A 22,702-nucleotide genomic window follows, 5' to 3' on the forward strand; every position below is an offset into this window, starting at 1 on the left:
GAAAATGGAACAGTCAGCGTTTCGTGCTGTCTTCGGACTTCAGGTACTGCGCGAAGCCCGGGTCGGTGTACGCGGCCGGCGGCAGGTCGTCGGTGAGGAGCGCGGAGTCGACCTCGGCCAATTCACGGAAGCGCTGGTCCTCCTGCCAGACGCTGATGCCGACGAGCCCGACCACGAGCGCGACCAGCGGGAACACGGCACCGAAACGCGTCCACCAGACCCCCCCGAGCACTGCACTACTGCCGGAGCCGACGACCACGGCCGCCGGCCGGGCGGACTGCTTGCGCAATGCGACGGCCTGGGCGCGTGCCACGCGCAGCCGTTCGCTGACGTCGTGCGGCATGGTGTCCGCGCCGTCGGAGAGGCGCGCCGCGACACGGCGGCCAAATTGCGCCTCCATGGCGTCGTCGCTGGAAGAGATCGAGTGATTCATAGTGTTATTCCCTTGGCCTTGAGCGCTTTGCTCAGCGCATGGACGGCGCGCGAGCAGTGGGTTTTGACGCTGCCTTCGGAGCAGCCCATGGCCGCCGCGGTTTCGGCCACATCCATTTCCTCCCAGTAACGCATCAGGAAAGCCTCGCGTTGACGGCCGGGCAAGGCGGCGATCTCTTCTTCGATTTCGCGAAACACCTGCGCCCGCCGGGTGGTGTCTTCGGCACTTTCCGTCTCCCGGGAGTCCGCGGGTGAGACGAAGTTCTCGAGCAGGTCGAAATCGCCCCCGTCGTCCGCCGATGATTCGAAGTCGCTCATGTTAGAGAACAGCGCCCGGCGTGTCTTCTGCCGACGGAACCAGTCGAGCGTGCAGTTCGACAGGATGCGCTGGAACAGCATCGGCAGCTCGTTGGGCGGCTTGTCGCCGTAGTGCTCCGCCAGCTTCATCATGCTGTCCTGCACGATGTCGAGTGCCGCTTCCTCGTCCCGCACATGGTAGATCGAGCGCTTGAAGGCGCGTCGCTCCACACTCTTCAGGAAATCGGACAGTTCTTTTTCGGTGGCCAAAGAAAGGGGCGCATCGTGGCGCCGATTGAGGGTCTTTCTCCCGTGGGGGGAGCTCTTTTTGCTGCCCTGGATTATTGCATCGGCTCGGTCCGTCGCATGGCTGCCACGGGCCGTGGCCGGCGGAGTGCCATAATCCGCGCTGCAATTCACAGGCAAACGGGTCACGGTCCGGCGCAACAAATCAGTGCGCCCATGGCTTTGGCCTCAAGTCCCGACGCGGTCTCACAAGGGCTGGCAAGGGGCACCCAAGGTTTTTCGTTCCCGAAAACTCGAAAGGTTCATCATGGAAATCTCCAAGGCGGAGATCGCCTCCGCAGCTGCGGCTGCCGGCGGACAGTCGCAAGAACTCATGGGCGCGGAGGTGCTGATCAAGGCACTCCAGGCCGAAGGCGTCCAGTACGTCTGGGGCTATCCGGGCGGCGCCGTTCTGTACATCTACGACGCGTTCTACAAGCAGGACACGATCCAGCATGTGCTGGTGCGCCATGAACAGGCGGCCGTGCATGCGGCGGACGGCTATGCGCGTGCGACCGGCGAAGTCGGCGTCGCACTGGTCACTTCCGGCCCCGGCCTGACCAACGCGGTCACCGGCATCGCGACGGCCTACATGGACTCGATCCCGATGGTAATCATCTCGGGCCAGGTGCCGACGGCGGCCATCGGGCTCGATGCGTTCCAGGAATGCGACACGGTCGGCATCACCCGGCCCATCGTGAAACACAACTTCCTCGTTAAGGATCCGAAGGATCTGGCCATGACGATGAAGAAGGCCTTCCACATTGCACGCACCGGCCGCCCCGGCCCGGTGGTGGTGGACGTGCCGAAGGACGTCTCGTTCAAGAAGACGCCCTACACCGGCTATCCCGACAAGGTCGAGATGCGCTCGTACAACCCGGTGAAGAAGGGGCATGGCGGCCAGATCCGCAAGGCGCTGCAACTGTTGCTCAACGCCAAACGGCCCTACATCTACACCGGTGGTGGCGTGCTGCTGAGCAATGCCACGAACGAGTTGCGCACGCTGGTCGACATGCTGGGCTACCCGGTCACGAACACGCTGATGGGCCTGGGCGCCTATCCGGCGAGCGATCGCAAGTTCCTGGGCATGCTGGGCATGCACGGCACCATCGAAGCCAACAACGCGATGCAGAACTGCGACGTGCTGCTGGCCGTGGGCGCGCGCTTCGACGACCGGGTGATCGGCAACCCGAAGCACTTCGCGCAGAACGAACGCAAGATCATCCACATCGACATCGACCCGTCGAGCATCTCCAAGCGCGTGAAGGTCGATATCCCGATCGTCGGTGATGTGAAGGATGTACTGACCGAGTTGATTTCGATGATCCGCGAGGCGACGCAGAAGCCCGACGCCGGCGCGCTGGCCGACTGGTGGAAGACAATCGAAGCCTGGCGCAGCAAGGACTGCCTGGCCTACGACCGTGGCAACAAGGACGTGATCAAACCGCAGTACGTGGTCGAGACGCTCTGGAACATGACCAAGGACGCCGACGCGTACATCACGTCGGACGTCGGTCAGCACCAGATGTGGGCCGCGCAGTACTACCGCTTCGATGAGCCGCGCCGCTGGATCAATTCCGGTGGCCTGGGCACCATGGGCGTGGGCATTCCGTATGCGATGGGCATCAAGCTCGCGAAGCCGGAGTCGGAGGTGTTCACCATCACCGGCGAAGGCTCGGTGCAGATGTGCATCCAGGAACTCTCGACCTGTCTGCAGTACAACACGCCGATCAAGATCTGCGCGTTGAACAACCGCTACCTGGGCATGGTGCGCCAGTGGCAGGAGATCGAATACTCCGGCCGCTATAGCCACAGCTACATGGACGCGCTGCCGAATTTCGTCAAGCTGGCCGAGGCCTATGGCCACGTCGGCATGCTGATCGAGCGGCCCGAGGACGTGGAGCCGGCGCTGCGAGAGGCACGCAAGCTCAAGGACCGCACCGTCTTCATGGACTTCCGCACCGACCCGACCGAGAACGTGTTCCCGATGGTCAAGGCCGGTATGGGCATCACCGAGATGCTGCTGGGCTCCGAAGACCTCTGAGATCTAAGCGCCGGGCCTTCCGGGCCCGACTTTCGCCACTTAATTCGACGAATCTATTGCTCGCCAAGCCCGTGCATTACCGTGCGCGGGGGAGGGCGGCGAAAAGAGGAGTCTGCACCCATGAAACACATCATTGCTGTCCTGCTGGAAAACGAGCCCGGTGCGCTGTCGCGCGTGGTGGGCCTGTTCTCGGCCCGTGGCTACAACATCGAATCGCTGACCGTGGCGCCGACCGAGGACCCGAGCCTCTCGCGCATGACCATCGTGACAGCCGGTTCGGACGACGTGATCGAGCAGATCACCAAGCACCTGAATCGCCTGATCGAGGTGGTCAAGGTCGTCGACCTGACCGAGGGTTCCTACACCGAGCGCGAGCTCATGATGGTGAAGGTGCGCGCGGTCGGCAAGGAGCGCGAGGAAATGATGCGCATGGCGGAGATTTTCCGCGGACGCATCATCGACGTGACCGACAAGAGCTACACCATCGAGCTCACCGGCGACCACGGCAAGAACGATGCCTTCCTCGAGGCCATCGATCGCGCTGCCATTCTCGAAACCGTGCGTACCGGTGCCAGCGGCATCGGGCGCGGCGAGCGCATCCTGCGCGTCTAGTTTTCCAATCACACCCACCAACGAGTCAACGAAGGAGCAATCATGAAGGTTTATTACGACAAGGACGCGGACCTGAGCCTGATCAAGGGCAAGACCGTCGCGATCATCGGCTATGGGTCGCAAGGCCATGCCCACGCCCAGAATCTGAACGACAGCGGCGTGAAGGTCGTGGTCGGCCTGCGCAAGGGCGGTGCGTCCTGGCCCAAGGTCGAGAAGGCCGGCCTCAAGGTCGCCGAAGTTGCCGACGCGGTGAAGGCCGCCGACATCGTCATGATCCTGCTGCCCGACGAGCAGATCGCCAACGTCTACAAGAACGACGTGGCTCCGAACATCAAGGAAGGCGCCTCGCTCGTCTTCGCGCACGGCTTCAACGTGCACTACGGTTTCGTGCAGCCGCGCGCCGACCTCGACGTGTGGATGGTCGCCCCCAAGGCGCCCGGCCATACCGTGCGCGGCACGTACACGCAAGGCGGCGGCGTGCCGCACCTCGTGGCGGTGCACCAGGACAAGTCGGGCAAGGCGCGTGACCTGGCCCTGAGCTATGCAGCAGCCAATGGCGGCGGCAAGGCCGGCATCATCGAAACGAACTTCCGCGAAGAAACCGAGACCGACCTGTTCGGCGAACAAGCGGTTTTGTGCGGTGGCACGGTCGAGCTGATCAAGGCCGGTTTCGAAACGCTGGTGGAAGCCGGCTACGCACCCGAAATGGCCTACTTCGAATGCCTGCACGAGCTCAAGCTGATCGTCGACCTGATCTATGAGGGCGGCATCGCCAACATGAACTACTCGATCTCGAACAACGCCGAATACGGCGAGTACGTGACCGGCCCGCGCATCATCACCGACGAGACCAAGAAGGTCATGAAGCAGGTGCTCAAGGACATCCAGACCGGCGAGTACGCCAAGAGCTTCGTGCTGGAAGCCGCTGCAGGCCAGCCGGCGCTGATCAGCCGTCGTCGCATCAACGCGGAGCACCAGATCGAAGTGGTCGGCGCTCAGCTGCGCAAGATGATGCCCTGGATCATGAAGAACAAGCTGGTCGACCAGACCAAGAACTGATCGTTCTCCACGCTGTCGAGGCCACCGTTCGCGGTGGCCTTTTTCTTTCCGGCCGCACCGGATGCCTGAACTAAACTGCCGACAAATGCACGACGACACCCTTCCCGACGAGATCCAGCCACGCAAGCGCCGCAAGGGCATCTACATCCTGCCCAACCTTTTCACGCTGGCCGCGCTGTTCGGTGGTTTCTATTCGATCGTGATGGCGATGAACGCGCGCTTCGACCTCGCAGCGCTCGGCGTCTTCGCCGCGATGGTGCTCGACAGCCTGGATGGGCGCGTAGCGCGCATGACCAATACCCAGAGCGCGTTCGGCGAGCAGATGGATTCGCTGTCGGACATGGTGTCCTTCGGAGCCGCGCCGGCGCTCATCGCTTACGAGTGGTCGCTCAAAGGCCTGGGGCGCTGGGGCTGGATCGCAGCGTTCGTCTACTGCGCCTGCGCGGCACTGCGCCTCGCGCGTTTCAACGTGAACACGGGCGTGGTCGACAAGCGCTGGTTCCAGGGCCTGCCGTCGCCTGCAGCGGCGGCGCTGGTGGCGGGCTTCATCTGGCTCATGACCGAGTGGGGCAAGCGCGGCGGCGAAGTGCTCTACCTCTCGTGGATCCAGATCACCTGGATCACCTTCGCCTTCACGCTGTACGCCGGGCTGTCGATGGTGACCAACGCGCCGTTCTACAGCTTCAAGGACATCCAGATGAAGAAGAGCGTGCCCTTCGCGGCGATCGTGCTCATCGCGCTGGGCATCGCCGTGATCAACATTCATCCGCCAACGGTGCTCTTCGGCCTGTTCGTGGCCTACGGCCTGAGCGGCTACGTGGTCTATGGCTGGCGCAAGGCCAAGGGCCAGCCGGTGAGCGTGATCAGTATTTCCACTGACGAGCCGGACGAGCGCGGCCTGCACAACTGAATGCGGCCTGTGCTACATTCGCAATTCTCATGAAAAAGATTTCGCTGGCCCTACTACTCATCCCCTTCGGGCGGAGACGGTAGCGCACGCGCATCCCTCACCACGGCCCGTTCGCACCAGCAACGGGCCGTTTTGTTTGGGGTTGCTGGTGGTCCACCTACCACCGAAAGAATCGTCATGTTGAAGCAACCGCAAGCCAAGTACCGCGCCTTTGCACCGATCGGCCTGAAGGACCGTACCTGGCCCGACACCGTTCTGACCAAGGCCCCGATCTGGCTGTCGACGGATCTGCGTGACGGGAACCAAGCCTTGGTCGAGCCGATGGACATCGCCCGCAAGATGCGCATGTTCGAGACGCTGGTGGCGATCGGCTTCAAGGAGATCGAGGTCGGCTTTCCGTCGGCATCTCAGATCGAGTTCGACTTCGTGCGCAAGCTGATCGAGGAAGACCGCATTCCCGACGACGTGACGATCCAGGTGCTGACCCAGGCGCGCGACCACCTCATCGCCCGCACCTTCGAATCGCTGCAGGGCGCGCCGCGTGCCATCGTCCACCTGTACAACGCCGTGGCGCCGGTGATGCGCCGTGTGGTGCTCGGCATGGACGAAGACCAGATCGTCGAACTCGCCAGCAACCATGCGCGCATGTTCAACGACTTCGCCGCGAAGCAGCCGGCCACGCAGTGGACCTTCCAGTATTCGCCCGAAATGTTCTCGGGCACCGACGTCGTGTTCTCCAAGCGCGTGGTCGATGCGGTCACCGATGTCTGGGCGCCGACGCCGCAGCACAAGTGCATCGTCAACCTGCCTACGACGGTCGAGCATTCCACGCCGAACATCTTTGCCGACATGATCGAGTGGATGCACCGCCACCTGGCGCGTCGCGATTCCATCGTGCTGTGCGTGCATCCGCACAACGACCGCGGCACGGGCACGGCCGCCGGCGAGCTGGCCCTGATGGCCGGCGCGGAGCGCATCGAAGGTTGCCTGTTCGGCAATGGCGAGCGCACCGGCAATCTCGACTTGGTGAACGTCGCGCTCAATCTCTACACGCAAGGCGTATCGCCCGAGCTCGACTTCTCGAACATCGACGAGATCCGCGCGACGGTCGAGCATTGCAACCAGATTCCGGTGCATCCGCGCCATCCCTATGTCGGCGACCTGGTCTACACCTCGTTCTCGGGTTCGCACCAGGACGCGATCAAGAAAGCCTTCGCCGCGCGCAAGGACGGCGATATTTGGGACATGCCCTACCTCCCGATCGACCCGAAGGACGTCGGCCGCAGCTATGAGGCCGTGATCCGCGTCAACAGCCAGTCGGGCAAGGGGGGCATGGCCTACCTGCTCGAGAGCGAATACGGCATCGAGATGCCGCGCCGGCTGCAGATGGAGTTCATGCAGGTCGTCCAGAAGGTGATGGACGTCGCGGGCAAGGAGCTGACCGCGGCCGACCTCTATGCGCTCTTCGAGCGGGAGTACGGCCTGAAGACGGTGCAGGCGCTGCAACACCGGGTGCTCGAGGAAGAGGGCGAAGGCGCTGATGCATCGGTGCTGCTGCGCGGCGATCTTCCCTGGGATGGCGAGGATCGGCACATCGAGGGCCGTGGCAATGGCCCGATCGATGCCTTCATCCAGGCGCTGGCCGAGAGCACCGGGCACACGATCCGCGTGGTCGACTACCACCAGCATGCGGTTGGCGCGGGCGCCGATGCGCAGGCGGTGGCCTACCTCGAGCTGCGGGTCGACGACAGCCAGACCCTTTTCGGCGTCGGCATCGACGCGAACATCGTCTCGGCATCGCTCAAGGCCATCGTCTCGGGGCTGGAGCGGGCCCGTGCACAGGGCGCACGCAGCGCACAATCCGACACGCTGGCCGCCTGAACTGCGCGGCCGACCACAACGAAGACAAGGAACCCGCGATGACCGACAAGCTGATCATTTTCGACACCACCTTGCGCGACGGCGAACAGTCGCCGGGTGCCTCCATGACCAAGGACGAGAAGCTGCGCATCGCCAAGCAACTGGAGCGCCTGAAGGTCGATGTGATCGAGGCGGGCTTCCCGGCCAGCTCGAACGGCGATTTCGAGGCGGTGCGGCTCATCGCGAACGCGATCAAGGATGCCACCGTCTGCGGACTGTCGCGCGCCAATGACCGCGACATCTCGCGCGCTGCCGAGGCACTCAAAGGTGCCGCCAGCGGCCGGATCCACACCTTCATCGCCACCTCGCCGCTGCACATGGAGAAGAAGCTGCGCATGTCGCCCGACGAGGTGTTCGAGCAGGCCAAGCTGGCGGTGCGATTTGCCCGCAACCAGGTCGCCGACGTCGAGTTCAGCCCGGAAGACGGCTATCGCAGCGACATGGATTTCCTCTGCCGCGTGCTCGAGGCGGTGATCGCCGAGGGCGCGACGACGATCAACGTGCCGGACACGGTGGGCTACGCCATCCCCGAACTCTACGGCACCTTCATCAAGACGCTGCGCGAGCGCATCCCGAACAGCGACAAGGCCATCTGGTCGGTGCATTGCCACAACGACCTGGGCATGGCGGTTGCGAATTCCCTGGCCGGTGTGAAGATCGGCGGCGCCCGCCAGGTCGAATGCACCATCAACGGCCTGGGCGAGCGTGCGGGCAACTGCTCGCTCGAAGAAGTCGTGATGGCGGTGAAGACACGAAAGGACTACTTCGGGCTCGAACTGGGTATCGACACCCAGCACATTCTGGCGGCCAGCCGCATGGTGAGCCAGACCACTGGTTTTGTGGTGCAGCCGAACAAAGCGGTGGTCGGCGCCAACGCCTTCGCGCACGCCTCGGGCATTCACCAGGACGGCGTGCTGAAGGCCCGCGACACCTACGAGATCATGCGCGCCGAAGACGTGGGCTGGAGCAACAACAAGATCGTGCTGGGTAAGCTGAGCGGGCGTAACGCCTTCAAGCAGCGCCTGCAGGAACTGGGCGTGACCATGGCGAGCGAGGCCGACATCAACGCCGCCTTCGCCCGCTTCAAGGAGTTGGCCGATCGCAAAAGCGAGATTTTCGACGAAGACATCCTCGCACTGGTCAGCGACGAGGAGGGTTCAGGCGTTGGTGACCAGTTCGGCTTCGTGTCCTTGTCGCAGCACAGCGAAACCGGCGAGCGCCCGCACGCCCGCGTCGTGTTCACCGTGCAGGGCCAGGAGGTGACCGGTCAGTCGGACGGAAACGGTCCCGTCGACGCTTCGCTGAAGGCGATCGAGTCTCACGTCCGAAGTGGGGCGGAAATGGTCCTTTATTCGGTCAATGCAATCAGCGGATCGACGGAAAGCCAGGGCGAAGTCACGGTACGCTTGCAGAACGCCGGTCGGGTCGTGAACGGCGTGGGCGCCGACCCCGACATCGTGGTGGCGTCTGCCAAAGCTTATTTGAGTGCGCTCAACAAGTTACAGAGCCAAGCTGAGAGAGTGGCCGCACAGGGCTAGTTGTCTTGCGATCCTTTTGTTTCGTGTGAAGAAAGGGCCGCAAGTAACTGTTATTGCGTGCTTTTTTTGATTTCGATACACTGCGGGTACTTTTTTCGCCGCTGGAGAGTTCTTGATGCCTGAAGCCCGTCCCCACCGAGTTTCATCCCAGCGGGTCCGCCACGTCCTTCGCTTGCTTGCCGCCACGGTCTGTGCCGCGGCCGTCATCGTGCCGGCCGCTCATGCCGCGACCCAGCGTTCGGTGAGCCCCAAGAAGACGCAGAGCGCCGTCGACAGCAAGCGCAAGACCGCACCGGTCGCGCAGCGTGCCTCCAGGGCCGACGCGACGGAGAAGAGCGTGCGCGGCGGCAAGAACGTCGTGGCGACCATCCGCACGAAAGGTGGCAAGACCGTCGTGGCGGTCGAGCGCCGCTCCGTGGTGCGCGTCGAGCAACCCGCGCGCCTTTCGTACGGCCAACTCGCCGGTCTGCATGCCACCGACGACGCGCTCGATCTGAAGTCGAGTGCCGCGCTGGTGATCGATCAGGACACGCGTGAGGTGTTGTTCAGCAAGAATGACCACGCCGTGCTGCCCATCGCTTCGCTCACCAAGCTGATGACCGGCCTGCTGATCAGCGAAGCTCAGTTGCCGATGGACGAACTGCTGACCATCACCCAGGACGATGTCGATACCGAGAAGGGCAGCAGCTCGCGCCTGCGCATCGGCGCCACGTTGTCGCGCGGCGAACTGCTGCACCTGGCTCTCATGTCGAGCGAAAACCGTGCGGCCCATGCGCTTGGGCGCACCTATCCCGGCGGCTTGGCGACTTTCGTCAGCATGATGAACGCCAAGGCCAGGATGCTCGGCATGAAGGACACGCGCTATGTCGAACCAACCGGCCTGTCGAGCCGGAACCAGTCCAGTGCACAGGATCTGGCATTGCTGGTGAATACCGCCTCGGGCAACGCCACGGTGCGCGAACTCTCGACCTCGCCGGCCTATCAGGTCGAAGTCGGCAACCGCGTGCTGCAGTACAACACCACCAACCGTCTGGTGAAGAGCCCCGACTGGGAAATCGGTCTGCAGAAGACCGGCTACATCTCCGAAGCCGGGCAGTGCCTGGTGATGCAGGCGCGCATTGCGGGCCGCAAGGTGATCATGGTGTTCCTGGATTCGGCCGGCAAGCTCAGCCGCATCGGCGATGCCGAGCGCGTACGCCGCTGGGTCGAGGCCACGCACCTCATGTCGCCGACGCTGCAGGCGGCCTCGCAGCACGTCGCTGGCGACTGACCGACCTTCGGCCTTCGGCAGCCGCCTCGGCAGCCGCGCTTCAGCCGGCGGCTGGGGCGCTTTGGTTGAACCCCAGTGCGTTGGAGATTTCGCTGGCGGTGGCCTGCAGCTTGGGAAGCCATCCTTCATCCAGGCGGTCGGCCGGCGCCGAAATCGATAGCCCCGCGACCAGCTTGCTCTGGTCGTCGTAGATGCCGGCGGCCATGCAGCGCACGCCGAGTTCCAGTTCCTCGTTGTCCCGCGCGATGCCGTACTGGCGTGCCTTGGCGAGCTCGCGTTCCAGCATCGGCAACTGCGTGATGCTGTTGCGGGTGTGGCCGGCCAGGCCGGTGCGCGTGGCATAGCTGCGCACGCGCTGCGGATCGTCCGCCGCCAGAAACAGCTTGCCGGTGGAGGTGAGGTGCAAGGGGGCCCGGCCGCCGATGGCGCGGACCACCTGCATCCCCGAGCGCTCGCTGTAGGCACGCTCGATGTAGACGATCTCGTCGCCCTGGCGCATGCTGAGATTGACCGGTTGCTGGGTCAGCTTGTGCAGTTCGCGCATCGGTACCAACGCCGCGTCGCGCACGTTCAGCCGGCCCTTCACGAGATTGCCAAGCTCCAGGAGGCGCATTCCCAGGCGATAGCTGCCTGCTTCAGGCCGGTCGACGAAGCGGCCGACCGCCAGGTCATTCAGGATGCGGTGCGTGGTCGAGGGGTGCAGGCCGGTCTTCTCGCTGATCTCCTTGAGTGAGATCGCTTCTTCGCGCGAGGCCAGCACATCGATCAAGGCGAACATGCGCTCGATGACCTGGATGACCGGCGTGGCGGGGACGTCTGATTGTGGTTTTCTCATGGGCGCAGCGCGGGTGATGTCCGGGCTGCGATTTTACTTGGTGAAATCGCGAGACTGCCAGCGTCCGTCGACCAGCACCTCGTGCGGCGCGTAACGCGCCTTGTAGTTCATCTTCGGGCTGGCCTCGATCCAGTAGCCGAGATAGACGTAGGGCAGCCCGAGCTGGCGCGCCTGGGCGATTTGCCACAGCACGCCGTAGTTGCCGTAGCCGGCCCCTTCGTCCGTCTCGTAGAAGGTGTAGACGGCCGAGATGCCGTCATTGAGCACGTCGAGGATCGACACCATCTTCAGCGCACCGGCGCTGCCGTCGGGCTGCGTTTCACGGAATTCCACCAGACGCGAATTCACGCGGCTCTGCAGCAGGAACTGGGTGTACTGGTCGATGCTGTCGTGGTCCATGCCGCCCCCGGCGTGGCGGCCATTCTGGTAGCGCAGATAGAGCTGGTAGTGCTCTGGCATGAAGCAGAGTTTGAGCACCCGCGCCTGCAGATCGGCATGGCGTCTCACGGCGCGGCGCTGGCTGCGGTTGGCTTGGAAATCGTTGACCCGCACGCGCAGCGGCACACAGGCGCTGCAGCCGTCGCAGTAGGGCCGGTAGGTGAACATGCCGCTGCGGCGGAAGCCGTTGCGCACCAGGTCGGAGTACGCGTCGTTGTGAATCAGGTGGCTCGGCGTCGCGACCTGCGAGCGCGCCTGCCGGCCCGGCAGATAGCTGCACGGATAGGGTGCCGTTGCATAGAACTGCAACGTATGGAGCGGGAGTTCCTTGGGGTGCGTCACGTCGTCTAAAAAGGTCGCGCGGGCAGCAGTTCGGACCAGTATACGGGCTCGAAATGCCAGGCGGGGCCGGGTTCTTCGCGTGCCTTGGCGACGTGCGCAACGAAGCGCGCCCGCGGCATTTCGCTGGCCCCGAGGCTGGCCAGGTGCGCGGTGTTCTGCTGGCAGTCGATGAGTTGCACGCCGGCCCGTCGGCACAGGCACACCAGCGCAGCCAGGGCGATCTTCGATGCATCGGTGCGACGCGCGAACATCGACTCGCCAAAGACGGCGCGACCGATGCCGACGCAGTAGAGGCCGCCGACGAGTTCGCCGTCGATCCACGTCTCCACGCTGTGCGCATGGCCGGCACGATGCAATGCCCCGTAGGCCTCGACCATCGGCGGGACGATCCAGGTGCCCGACTGACCTTCCCGCGGCGCGGCAGAGCAGGCGCGGATGACGGTGCCGAAGTCATGGTCGATGCGGATCTCGCAGCGTGGATCCATGCGGAAGGCCTGCAGCACCTTGCGCAGCGAGCGGTGCAGTCGGAATGAGGCGGGCGCCAGCGCCATCCGCGGGTCGGGGCTCCACCACAGGATCGGCTGATCGTCGCTGAACCAGGGAAAGATCGCGTGACTGTAGGCGTCGAGCAAGGTCGGCACATCGAGCGCGCCGCCGGCAGCCAGCAGGCCCGGCACCGGGTCCAAAGGGCCCCAGGCCTGCGCAGGAGTGGGCATCGGGTCGCCCGGAGCGAGCCAGGGCAGGCTCATGGCGAGTATGGCGGCGGCTGCCGGCGGGGCAGGCGCCGGGACGGCAAAAAGCGAAGGTAAGCCAAAGGTTTTGTATTAACAGTCTGTCAACTATCTGGCAAGCGCGGCGTCGCAGAGTGGCCACGCCGTTGCGTCGACTTCTTCACGGAACGGCCGACTCCGGCGCTTGCATACGCTCACCGTGATCGGATCGCGCTTGTGGCGCGGGCCTGCCGCGCAAGAATAGCGGCACAACAAGATTCAGGGGGACAAAGTGACGATGCAAATTGGAACCGGAGCGAGGCCCGTTGCGAGACGGTACACCGCCTTGCCGCGCCGAGACGGCGCCTAGGGCTCGACCGTGCTGCAGCGCTTGCTTGCCTCATCGTTGATCACGCCGCCGGCCATCTGGGGCAAGTTGCCGGCCCATGCCGACTTCGTCGGCACCCGATCGAGTGCGCGGCATCGCGCCGCGTGGAGCGCATGGCTGCAGGCGCAGGGCGAGGCCGTGCTGGGGGCCGACGGCGACGCCGAGGCCCGCGCGCTGCCCACGGTTTTCGTCTTGCCGCCCGGGGCGCTGCCCTTCGCGCCGCATCGATTCGTCGTTGGCGTGGTGGCGGCCTCCTGCGACCGGTTCGGCCGGCCGCACCCGCTGGTCATCTATCACGAGGCCCATCCGAGATGGGTCGCGCGCCACTTTGCGCGGCAGGCCCGCGAGCCGAACGACTGGTTCTTCTGGTTGGCACGGATCGTCATCCGGCATGGCAGCCTGTTCGACGCCGCCGACGTGCGAACGCTGGAGCGCATGGTCCATGCCCTGTGGGGTCTGCATGCACCCACCTGGCTCGAACTCGCGACCGCCGGTCGGCAGGGTGCGCCCGCACCCGCACCGGCTCGGGTGCAGGCCCTGCTCGACCGCATGGCGGGGCCGGTACGGCAGGATGACCCGGGGCGCCGGTTCTGGGGCGTGCGCCACCTGCCCTGGACCGACTGGCCGCAGCGGCTGCGTCGGCATCCTTGCGAGTCCGTCTTCTGGCAGCAAGATGCGCGTGGGCGCTACGTGAACGCCTCGGATCGCCTCGACACGCTGTGGGGCGGGCTTTCATGACGGTGCGGGCGTCCGACACGGGCGGGAGCGGCAGCACGCCGCTCGTGCTGCGGCTGGTCCGCAGCCGCGGGTTGCAGCGTGTCGGCGCCTTCAACATTGCACCGGAGGGCTCGGGGGTGGCCACGGCGCTGCAGATCGGTGGCGTCCCCTTGTCGGAAGCGGGCATCGAAGACGCGGACCGATGCGTGATCGCGCGGCTCGACGGCCAGTGGATCCTATGCAATGAGAGCCGAGGACTGGTCTGCGCACTGAACGGCCAGCGCATCGGGCTGGGCAAGCGCCCCGCGCTCTTCGACGGCGACGTGCTCGAACTCGGGTTGTTGCGCTTCGAGATCGATGCGGCGCCCAGTGGCGGACACGGTGTCGCCGAAGCCGAACCGCCCCCTTGGGTGCAACTGGCTGGATACGATCCGTTGGGGCGGGGTGCGGCAGCCGCGAGCACCGGCTTCCTGCCGTTGGCGCAGCCGCCCGATTCCACCTGGTAGTTCGGTGCGCTGTGCCGCTCGGCTGCAAGCTCTGCAGCCAGCCCGTATAGTGGCCGCTCGACAACCCTTGCGCGCTGCGCCCTCGCCGACCCCGGCCGGCGCGCGCGTTCTGCAGGACACCGCGTGGACCACGACACTCCCTCCGATCCCCTCCGCTTCGGCAGCGGCCAGGCCGTCCGCCGGCTGGAAGACCAAGCCCTCCTGTCCGGTGCCGGCCGGTACACGGACGACGTGCAGCCCGCAGGGCTCACGCACCTGATCTTTGTCCGCTCACCCTACCCGCATGCGCGCATCGCCGCGGTCGACACATCGTCCGCGCTCGAGATGCCCGGCGTCGTCGGCATCCTGAGCGGCGCCGATCTGGCGGCCGCCGGCGTCCAGCCGATGCCTGGCACCGCGGGCTTCAAGCGACCTGACGGCGGGCCTGGCGTGTCGCCGCCGCGGCGTGCGCTGGCGCACGAACGTGTGCGATTCGTGGGTGAACCGGTGGTCGCGGTGGTCGCCGAAACGGTCGAGCAGGCGCGCAACGCGGCCGAGGCCGTGTTCGTGGACTACGAGGAACTGCCGATGGTGGTCGACCTCGCAGCAGCGGCAGCCCCGGGCGCCCCGCAGATCCTCGACGAGGCGCCCGGCAACATCGCCGCGGAAGCGCGGCACGGCAGCATCGACGCCACGACCGCCGCCTTTGCGCAAGCGAAGCACGTGGTCGCGCTCGACATCGTCAACCAGCGCGTGGTGGCGCTCACCATCGAACCGCGCGTGGTGCTGGCCGACATCGAGGAGGGCACCGGCCGGCTCAGCATCCGCATGAGCACGCAGATGCCCTCGGGCGTGCGCAACTCGGTGTGCGATGCCATCGGCCTGCCGAAGGAACAGGTGCGCGTGGTGGTCGGCGATGTCGGCGGCGGCTTCGGCATGAAGACCGGCGCCTACCCGGAAGACATCGCTGTCGCGTACTGCGCGCACGTGCTCAAGCGGCCCGTCAAATGGGTGGCCGACCGCAGCGAGGAATTCCTCTCGTCCGCGCACGGCCGTGACATTGCGTCGCATGGCGAACTCGCGCTCGATGCCGACGGCAAGATCCTCGCGCTGCGCATCCATACGCTGGCCAACGTCGGCGCGTACGCGACCGGTACCGGCGTGGCCATCCAACTGCTGATCGGCCCGTGGGTGCAGACCAGCGTCTACGATATCCGGACCGTCGACTTCCACTTCCAGGCGGTGCTCACCAACTGCGCGCCGACAGGCGCTTACCGCGGCGCCGGCCGGCCGGAAGCCATCTTCATGATGGAGCGCCTGATGGACGAGGCCGCGCGCCAGACCGGCATCGACCGCGTCGAACTGCGTCGCCGCAACTTCATCCGGCCTGAACAGATGCCGTACATCAACCCGATGAGGCAGGTCTACGACACCGGCCAGTTCGAGAAGGTGATGGACCAGGGCCTGGCGCTGGCCGACTGGAGCGGCTTCGAGGCGCGCGCTGCCGCCTCGCAGGCGGCCGGCAAGATGCGCGGCCTCGGCATCGCGACCTTCCTCGAATGGACCGGCGGCAACGTCTTCGAGGAACGCGTCACCGTGGCCGTGAAGCCCGACGGCTTCATCGAAGTCTTCTCCGCCGTGAACGCGATGGGGCAGGGCATTGCCACCTCGCTGGCGCAACTGGCGGTCGATGTCTTCGGCGTGCCGATCGAGAAGGTGCGCGTGATTCTGGGCGACACCGACCGCGGCGACGGCTTCGGCAGCGCCGGCTCGCGCTCGCTCTTCACCGGCGGCTCGGCCGTGCGGGTGGGCGCGAAGCGCACCGTCGACCAGGCGCGCCAGTTGGCGGCCAAGGAATTCGAGGCCGCCGCCGAAGACGTGCGCTACGCCGAAGGCAGCTTCACCGTGGCCGGCACCGATCTGAGGCTCGGCCTGTTCGAGCTGGCCGCCAAGCAGCCCGACGGCCAGATCTTCGTCGACTCGACCAGCACCGTGAGTGGGCCGACCTGGCCGAACGGCTGCCACATCTGTGAGGTCGAGATCGACGCGCCGACTGGCGAGGTGACCGTGGTGGCCTACAGCTCGGTCAACGACGTCGGCCGCGTGGTCAACCCGATGATCGTGCGCGGCCAACTCGACGGCGGCGCGGTGCAGGGCATCGGCCAGGCACTGTACGAGCGCGTGGTGTACGACAGCGAAACCGGCCAGCCGGTGACCGGCAGCCTGATGGACTACGCGGTGCCGCGTGCCGACGTGTCCGAGGTGATGTTCCGCACCGAGATGGACGAGTCGACACCGTGCAAGAACAACCCGCTGGGCGTGAAAGGCGTGGGCGAGCTGGGCACCATCGGCGCGACGCCGGCCATCGTCAACGCGGTGGCCGACGCCTTCGCGCGTGCCGGCCTTGCGGCACAGGCGCCGAAGCTGCAGATGCCGCTGAGTTCGGCGCGCGTCTGGCAGGCGCTGCAGGCTATCGACTGAGCAGCCTCAGAAGTCCTCGAGCGGCAGGCCGACGTAGTTCTCGGCCAGCGCCGTCGATGCTGCCTGCGAATGAACCAGATAGTCGAGCTCGGCTTCCTGGATCTTCTGGCCGAACTCGCCGGTGTCCGGGAAGCGGTGCATCAGCGAGGTGAACCACCACGAGAAGCGCTCGGCCTTCCACACGCGGCGCAGGCAGAGGTCGGAATAGCGGTCGAGCGCCAATGGAGAGCGTTCGCGGTAGAAGATCTCCAGCGCGCGGGACAGATAGCCCACATCGGCGGCGGCCAGGTTGAGCCCCTTGGCGCCGGTCGGCGGCACGATGTGCGCCGCGTCGCCCGCCAGGAAGAGGCTGCCGAAGCGCAGCGGCTCGGCCACGAAGCTTCGCAGCGGTGCAATGCTTTTTTCCAGCGACGGCCCGGTCACCAGACGCGCGCGCGCTTCGGGGTCGAGGCGTGCACGCAGTTCGTTCCAGAAGGCCTCGTCGCTCCAGCGCTCGACGCGCTCGTCGACCGGCACCTGCACGTAGTAGCGGCTGCGCGTCGTGCTGCGCATGCTGCACAGCGCAAAGCCGCGGGCCGTGTTGGCGTAGATGAGTTCATCCGACACCGGCGGCACGTCGGCCAGCACGCCCAGCCAGCCGAATGGATAGACCTTCTCGTAGAGCCGCAGGGCCGCCGGTGGCACGCTGGCACGGCTCACGCCGTGGAAGCCATCGCAGCCGGCGATGAAGTCGCAGTCGATCTCATGCGCGACGTCGCCCTGCAGGAAGCAGACGCGCGGTTGCGCGCTGTCGAAGTCGTGCAGCGCGGCGCGGTCCGCGTTGTAGAACGTGCGCAGGCCCGCAGCTTCGCGCGCCGCCATCAGGTCGCGTGTCACCTCGGTCTGGCCATACACCGTCACGCGGCGGCCATCGGTCAGGCCGTGCAGGTCGATGCGATGGCGCGCCCCCTGGAACAGCAGCTCGATGCCGTCGTGCGGCAGGCCTTCGGCCCGCGCGCGCACATCGACGCGGGCCTGTGCCAGCAGGTCCATCGTGACCTGCTCGAGCACGCCGGCGCGGATACGCCCCAGCACATAGTCGGCGCTCTGGCGCTCGACGATCACATTGTCGATGCCGGCTTCGTGCAGCAACTGGCCCAGCAGCAGGCCGGCCGGGCCGGCGCCGATGATGGCGACTTGGGTGCGCATGGGGTGTCTCCTGAAACTCGCGAACTCGCAACGACAGCGTAGGGCGCGCGGCAGGCGCGTCATCGTCGCGCAAAGCGCCAGTGTGCGATGCGCCGAACGGCTGTGCGATGATCGCGCAGCAACCGGCTGCCTCCCCATGACCATCGCCAAACCCGACTTCATCGAAGGCATCGCCAAGGGCATGGCGGTGCTCGAGAGCTTCGACACCGAGCGGCAGCGCCTCAACGCCACGCAAGCCGCCGAGCGCGCCGGCCTCACGCGCGCGGCGGCGCGGCGCCACCTGCTCACGCTGGCGCACCTGGGCTACCTCGACACCGATGGCAGTTCGTTCTGGATGTCGCCCAAGGTGCTGCGCTTCTCGGGCAGCTACCTCGCATCGTCGCGACTGCCGCGGGCACTGCAGCCCACGCTCAACCGCCTGGCCGCACAGACGCAGGAGTCCTTCTCGGCCGTCGTGCTCGACGGCGAAGAGGCGGTGATCGTTGCGCGCAGCGTGGCCTTCGGCGCGCCCACGCGCGTGCTGGCCTACGGCCTGCACCTCGGCGCGCGGCTGCCTGCGCATGCCACGTCGACCGGTCGCATGCTGCTCTCCGCGCTGAGCAGCGCGGAACTCGCGCAATGGCTCAAGGGTCGCACGCTGGCGCGGCTCACCCCGCACACCGTGACGCAGACCACGGTGCTGCGGCGACGCCTGGCGCAGGTGCGCAAGGACGACCATTGCATTGCGAACGAAGAGCACGAGCTCGGCGTGCAGGCGCTCGCCGTGCCGCTGCGCGACATGCGCGGGCGCACCGTCGCGGCGCTCAACGTCGTGCTGTCCGGTGCACACCGCAGCGATGAAACGCTGCGCCGCGACTTTCTGCCGCTGCTGTACGAAGCGGCGCGCGAAGTGCGTGCCCTGCTCTGACCGGGAGACCATCATGCGATTGCTGCTGCTCGAAGACGACGTGATGATCGGCGAAGCCGTGCTCGACCTGCTGCGGGCCGAGCAGTACGCGGTCGACTGGGTGAAGGACGGCGACGCCGCCGAGAGCGCCTTGCGCGCCCAGCAGTACGACCTGGTGCTGCTCGATCTCGGCGTGCCCAAGCGCGACGGCCTCGAGGTACTGCGCGGCCTGCGCGCGCGCAAGCAACGCATGCCGGTGCTGATCGCCACCGCGCGCGATTCGGTGCAGCAGCGCATCGAAGGGCTCGACGCCGGTGCCGACGACTATGTGCTCAAGCCCTACGACCTCGACGAACTGCTCGCGCGCATTCGTGCCTTGTTGCGCCGCGCCGCGGGCCGCGCCGAGCCGGTGTACGAGCACCTGGGCGTGAGCATCAACCCCGGCACGCGCGAGGCGTTGGTCAATGGCCAGCCGGTGATCCTCTCGGCGCGCGAGTGGGCGGTGCTCGAGCCGCTCATCGCCCGGCCCGGCCTGGTGCTGTCGCGCGCGCAGATCGAGGAGAAGCTCTACAGCTGGAAGGACGAAATCAGCAGCAACGCGGTCGAGGTGTACATCCACGGCCTGCGCAAGAAGCTGGGAGCCGACTTCATCCGCAATGTGCGGGGCGTGGGCTACATGATTCCGAAGGTATGACTCGCTCCCTGCCTTCGCTCTTCGGCTCCCTGCGCGCCCGCCTGCTGCTGTTCCTGCTGGCCGCGATCGTGCTCGCCGCGGGCGCGCAGGCGTTCGTGGCCTACCGCACGGTGCTGAACGAAGCCGACGAAATCTTCGACTACCACATGCAGCAGATGGCGATGTCGCTGCGCTCGGGCCTGCCGCCGAGTTCGGCGGTCGGCGGCATCGGCGGTATCCCAGGGGTGGAGCAGAACTTCGAGTTCGTGGTGCAGGTGTGGACGGCCGACGGCGTGCGCATCTTCGAATCGGCCGAGCAGGCCGCGCTGCCCCAGATTGCGGTGCTAGGCTTCGCCGACGTGCGCGCGCGGGGCACCACGTATCGCGTTTATTCGATGCAGACGCGCAGCCTGGTGATCCAGGTCGCGCAGGACATGGCGGTGCGCCGGCAGATGGCGCGGGCGCTGGCCGTGCGCACGGTCATGCCGGTGGCCTTGATGGCGCCCATCCTGATGCTGGTCGTGTGGTGGGTCGTCAGCCGGTCCCTCGCGCCGGTGGCGCGGGTGCGGCGCCAGGTGGCTGAGCGCCAGGCCGACGACCTGTCACCAGTCGGCGAAGAGGGCCTGCCCGACGAGGTGCGACCCTTGGTGCAGGAACTCAACCTGCTGTTCGAGCGCGTGCGCCACGCCTTCGACGCGCAGAAGCACTTCGTGGCCGACGCCGCGCACGAACTGCGCTCGCCGCTCGCGGCCCTCAAGCTGCAGGTGCAAGGGCTGCAGCGCGCGAACGACGAGGCCACGCGCACGCTGGCCACCGGCCGGCTGGCGGCGGGCATCGACCGTGCGACCCAACTGGTCGAGCAGTTGCTGGCGCTGGCGCGGCACGAGGCCAGCGTCGCTGCGGGCGCAGCGTCGGAGCCGGTCGATCTGCCCGAACTCGCGCGGCTGGCCATCTCCGATGTGGTGGCGGCGGCGCAGGCGCGGCGCATCGACATCGGGCTCGACCAGGCCGATGCGGCCACCGTGCAAGGTCACTCCGAGGCGCTGCGCATGCTGCTGCGCAATTTGCTCGACAACGCCGTGAAGTACACGCCCGAAGGCGGGCGCGTCGACCTGCGCATCGCGGCCGACAACAGCGGTGTCGAACTGCGGGTCGAGGACAGCGGCCCCGGCCTGCCGGCGGAGGAGCGCGAGCGCGTGCTCGACCGCTTCTACCGCGCCGACCCGACGCAGCCCGCGCAGCCGCCCGGCAGCGGGTTGGGCCTGGCGATCGTCAAGTCGATCGCCGACCTGCACGGGGCGAGCGTCGTGCTGGGCGCGTCGGAGCGGCTCGGCGGCCTCTGCGTTGCCGTGCGCTTTCCCCGCAACCGCTGAGCCGCACGCCGCGCGCGCGGCGCGGCGCGCGGTTTAAGCATTGCCTAAGTCTGGGCGCGCACATTCCTTTCATCGTGTTTCATCCCACACTCTCGAAAGGAATCTCCATGAACACCCGACTGACTTCGACCCAAGGCCTGGTGCTGGCGCTGGCGTCTGCCGGCGTGATCGGCGCGGTGGGCACCGGCGCCTACACCAGCGCGCGCGCCGTGGCGCCTGCACCGGTCGCGACGGCCGCTGCCGCGCCGCTGGTGACGATGCCGGACTTCTCCACCATCACCTCGCGCGACGGCCCGGCGGTGGTGAACATCAGCGTCACCGGCACGACCAAGACTTCGTTCGACGGCGCGGCCGGCATGGACCCGGACGACCCGATGGCCGAATTCTTCCGCCGCTTCGGCGGTAGCCAGATGGGCCCACGCGGCCGCCAGCAGGAACGTGAAGTGCCGACGCGCGGTCAGGGCTCTGGCTTCATCGTGAGCGCCGACGGCACCATCCTCACCAACGCCCACGTCGTGAAGGACGCGAAGGAGGTCACCGTCAAGCTCACCGACCGCCGCGAGTTCCGCGCCAAGGTGCTGGGCGCCGACGAGAAGACCGACATCGCGGTGCTCAAGATCGACGCCAAGGACCTGCCGACGGTGGCGCTCGGCAGCACCAAGGACCTGAAGGTCGGCGAATGGGTGCTGGCCATCGGCTCGCCCTTCGGCTTCGAGAACACCGTCACCGCCGGCGTGGTGAGCGCCAAGGGCCGTTCGCTGCCCGACGACAGCTACGTACCCTTCATCCAGACCGACGTCGCGATCAACCCGGGCAACTCCGGCGGCCCGCTGCTCAACACACGCGGCGAGGTCGTCGGCATCAACTCGCAGATCTACAGCCGCAGCGGCGGCTACCAGGGCGTGTCCTTCGCGATCCCGATCGACGTGGCGGTACAGATCAAGGACCAGATCGTCGCCACCGGCAAGGCCAGTCATGCGCGCCTGGGGGTTGCGGTGCAGGAGGTGAACCAGGCCTTCGCCGATTCTTTCAAGCTCGACAAGCCCGAGGGCGCGCTGGTGTCGAACGTCGAGAAGGGCGGGCCAGGCGACAAGGCCGGGCTGCGCTCGGGCGACGTGATCCGTCAGGTCGATGGCCAGCCGGTCGTCTCGTCGGGCGACCTGCCCGCCCTCATCGGCCAGCGCAAGCCCGGCAGCCAGGTCAGCCTGGACGTGTGGCGCCAGGGTGCGCGCGAGCAGATCACAGCGCGGCTCGGCGATGCGGCAGAGAAGGGCAGCACCGTCGCCAAGAACGATGAGGCGACTGACAAGGGCAAGTTGGGTCTCGCGTTGCGCCCCCTGCAACCGCAGGAGAAGCGAGAAGCGGAAGTCGAGAGCGGGCTGCTGATCGAAGACGCCGCTGGCCCCTCGGCCATGGCAGGTGTCCAGCCGGGTGACGTGCTGCTGGCCATCAACGGCACGCCCGCCCAGAGCGTCGAGCAGGTGCGCGAGGTGGCGGCCAAGGCCGGCAAATCCGTGGCGCTGTTGATTCAGCGCGGCGGCGATCGGATCTTCGTGCCGGTGCGCATCGGCTGATCGTTCGCTGTTGCCGGCTTTTAGGCGTAACCCGCCCTCCGCTTTGGAGGGCGGGTTTTTTCATGGAACTGGCCACGGCGTTAACCAGTGCACAAAACAACAATCTATCCATGCCAACTCATGCAATGTCACTTATATCGCGTGCGCTAAGAGACAAATGTGTTGAGAATGCCAGCATCGTGAGCCCAAAACGCCGACGTCGACAACGACGCGGAACAAATGGGGGTGGCGCGGCCCTGGGAGGG

The 22,702-nt window shown here is 66.4% G+C and carries 19 protein-coding genes and 1 pseudogene; 14 read left to right on the forward strand and 6 right to left on the reverse strand.

What is annotated here, in order from left to right:
- Positions 1-13: 13 nt before the first annotated feature.
- Both ACSFBE_RS13200 and ACSFBE_RS13205 read right to left on the reverse strand, forming a co-directional pair.
- Entirely contained in the window at positions 14-433 is a 420-nt protein-coding gene (locus tag ACSFBE_RS13200) for a DUF3619 family protein (RefSeq protein WP_435490847.1), read from the reverse strand.
- Positions 430-999, reverse strand: a complete 570-nt coding sequence (locus tag ACSFBE_RS13205) for an RNA polymerase sigma factor (RefSeq protein ID WP_435490848.1) — start codon at positions 997-999, stop codon at positions 430-432. The genes ACSFBE_RS13200 and ACSFBE_RS13205 overlap by 4 nt, the downstream gene beginning before the upstream one ends.
- A gap of 283 nt (positions 1,000-1,282) precedes the next feature.
- On the opposite strand from ACSFBE_RS13205, the gene ACSFBE_RS13210 reads away from it, so the two are divergent.
- The 7 genes and pseudogenes from ACSFBE_RS13210 (at position 1,283) to ACSFBE_RS13240 (ending at position 10,367) form a co-directional block, all read left to right on the forward strand.
- On the forward strand, positions 1,283-3,058 hold the full coding sequence (locus tag ACSFBE_RS13210) for an acetolactate synthase 3 catalytic subunit (protein WP_435490849.1): 1,776 nt from the start codon (positions 1,283-1,285) through the stop codon (positions 3,056-3,058).
- 120 nt (positions 3,059-3,178) lie between these two features.
- Complete coding sequence (ilvN, locus tag ACSFBE_RS13215; RefSeq protein WP_435490850.1) at positions 3,179-3,670, forward strand: acetolactate synthase small subunit; 492 nt, start codon at positions 3,179-3,181, stop codon at positions 3,668-3,670.
- Positions 3,671-3,694: 24 nt separating this feature from the next.
- Positions 3,695-4,729, forward strand: a pseudogene (ilvC, locus tag ACSFBE_RS13220) (ketol-acid reductoisomerase); the annotation flags it as partial.
- Between the two features lie 85 nt (positions 4,730-4,814).
- Positions 4,815-5,639 (forward strand): CDP-diacylglycerol--serine O-phosphatidyltransferase, encoded by an 825-nt coding sequence (gene pssA, locus ACSFBE_RS13225; protein ID WP_435490851.1) that lies wholly within the window; start codon positions 4,815-4,817, stop codon positions 5,637-5,639.
- 177 nt (positions 5,640-5,816) lie between these two features.
- Positions 5,817-7,520: a 2-isopropylmalate synthase gene (gene leuA / locus ACSFBE_RS13230; RefSeq protein ID WP_435490852.1), complete on the forward strand. Its 1,704-nt coding sequence runs from the start codon at positions 5,817-5,819 to the stop codon at positions 7,518-7,520.
- 38 nt (positions 7,521-7,558) lie between these two features.
- Positions 7,559-9,097, forward strand: a complete 1,539-nt coding sequence (locus tag ACSFBE_RS13235) for a 2-isopropylmalate synthase (protein ID WP_435490853.1) — start codon at positions 7,559-7,561, stop codon at positions 9,095-9,097.
- 115 nt (positions 9,098-9,212) lie between these two features.
- Positions 9,213-10,367, forward strand: coding sequence for a serine hydrolase (locus tag ACSFBE_RS13240; protein ID WP_435490854.1), 1,155 nt, complete (start codon positions 9,213-9,215; stop codon positions 10,365-10,367).
- Positions 10,368-10,407: 40 nt separating this feature from the next.
- Here ACSFBE_RS13240 and ACSFBE_RS13245 read toward each other — a convergent pair whose 3' ends face one another.
- From ACSFBE_RS13245 to aat, 3 genes are read right to left on the reverse strand one after another with little or no spacing between them, the layout of a single operon-like run.
- The gene (locus ACSFBE_RS13245; RefSeq protein WP_435490855.1) at positions 10,408-11,202 is read right to left on the reverse strand and encodes an IclR family transcriptional regulator; all 795 of its coding nucleotides are present in this window, start codon (positions 11,200-11,202) and stop codon (positions 10,408-10,410) included.
- Between the two features lie 33 nt (positions 11,203-11,235).
- A complete protein-coding gene (locus tag ACSFBE_RS13250) occupies positions 11,236-11,982 on the reverse strand; it encodes an arginyltransferase (protein WP_435490856.1) in 747 nt (248 codons plus the stop codon).
- Positions 11,983-11,987: 5 nt separating this feature from the next.
- Positions 11,988-12,731 carry a leucyl/phenylalanyl-tRNA--protein transferase gene (aat, locus tag ACSFBE_RS13255; protein ID WP_435490857.1) on the reverse strand — a complete coding sequence of 248 codons (744 nt, stop codon included), beginning with the start codon at positions 12,729-12,731 and terminating at the stop codon, positions 11,988-11,990.
- Between the two features lie 340 nt (positions 12,732-13,071).
- On the opposite strand from aat, the gene tagF reads away from it, so the two are divergent.
- The 3 genes from tagF to ACSFBE_RS13270 all read left to right on the forward strand — a co-directional run bounded on the left by tagF (position 13,072) and on the right by ACSFBE_RS13270 (position 16,763).
- Positions 13,072-13,818 carry a type VI secretion system-associated protein TagF gene (gene tagF, locus ACSFBE_RS13260; RefSeq protein ID WP_435490858.1) on the forward strand — a complete coding sequence of 249 codons (747 nt, stop codon included), beginning with the start codon at positions 13,072-13,074 and terminating at the stop codon, positions 13,816-13,818.
- The gene (locus ACSFBE_RS13265; RefSeq protein ID WP_435490859.1) at positions 13,815-14,303 is read left to right on the forward strand and encodes a hypothetical protein; all 489 of its coding nucleotides are present in this window, start codon (positions 13,815-13,817) and stop codon (positions 14,301-14,303) included. The genes tagF and ACSFBE_RS13265 overlap by 4 nt, the downstream gene beginning before the upstream one ends.
- Before the next feature lie 123 nt (positions 14,304-14,426).
- Entirely contained in the window at positions 14,427-16,763 is a 2,337-nt protein-coding gene (locus tag ACSFBE_RS13270; protein WP_435490860.1) for a xanthine dehydrogenase family protein molybdopterin-binding subunit, read from the forward strand.
- 6 nt (positions 16,764-16,769) lie between these two features.
- Here ACSFBE_RS13270 and pobA read toward each other — a convergent pair whose 3' ends face one another.
- Positions 16,770-17,951 carry a 4-hydroxybenzoate 3-monooxygenase gene (gene pobA, locus ACSFBE_RS13275; RefSeq protein WP_435490861.1) on the reverse strand — a complete coding sequence of 394 codons (1,182 nt, stop codon included), beginning with the start codon at positions 17,949-17,951 and terminating at the stop codon, positions 16,770-16,772.
- A gap of 136 nt (positions 17,952-18,087) precedes the next feature.
- On the opposite strand from pobA, the gene ACSFBE_RS13280 reads away from it, so the two are divergent.
- The 4 genes from ACSFBE_RS13280 to ACSFBE_RS13295 all read left to right on the forward strand — a co-directional run bounded on the left by ACSFBE_RS13280 (position 18,088) and on the right by ACSFBE_RS13295 (position 22,457).
- Entirely contained in the window at positions 18,088-18,858 is a 771-nt protein-coding gene (locus ACSFBE_RS13280; RefSeq protein ID WP_435490862.1) for an IclR family transcriptional regulator domain-containing protein, read from the forward strand.
- A gap of 13 nt (positions 18,859-18,871) precedes the next feature.
- Complete coding sequence (locus tag ACSFBE_RS13285) at positions 18,872-19,531, forward strand: response regulator (protein ID WP_435490863.1); 660 nt, start codon at positions 18,872-18,874, stop codon at positions 19,529-19,531.
- Positions 19,528-20,883 (forward strand): ATP-binding protein, encoded by a 1,356-nt coding sequence (locus ACSFBE_RS13290; protein WP_435490864.1) that lies wholly within the window; start codon positions 19,528-19,530, stop codon positions 20,881-20,883. The genes ACSFBE_RS13285 and ACSFBE_RS13290 overlap by 4 nt, the downstream gene beginning before the upstream one ends.
- Before the next feature lie 107 nt (positions 20,884-20,990).
- Entirely contained in the window at positions 20,991-22,457 is a 1,467-nt protein-coding gene (locus ACSFBE_RS13295; RefSeq protein ID WP_435490865.1) for a DegQ family serine endoprotease, read from the forward strand.
- The last annotated feature ends 245 nt before the right edge of the window (positions 22,458-22,702 follow it).

Source organism: Variovorax sucrosi (assembly GCF_051216635.1).
Taxonomy (GTDB): domain Bacteria; phylum Pseudomonadota; class Gammaproteobacteria; order Burkholderiales; family Burkholderiaceae_C; genus Variovorax.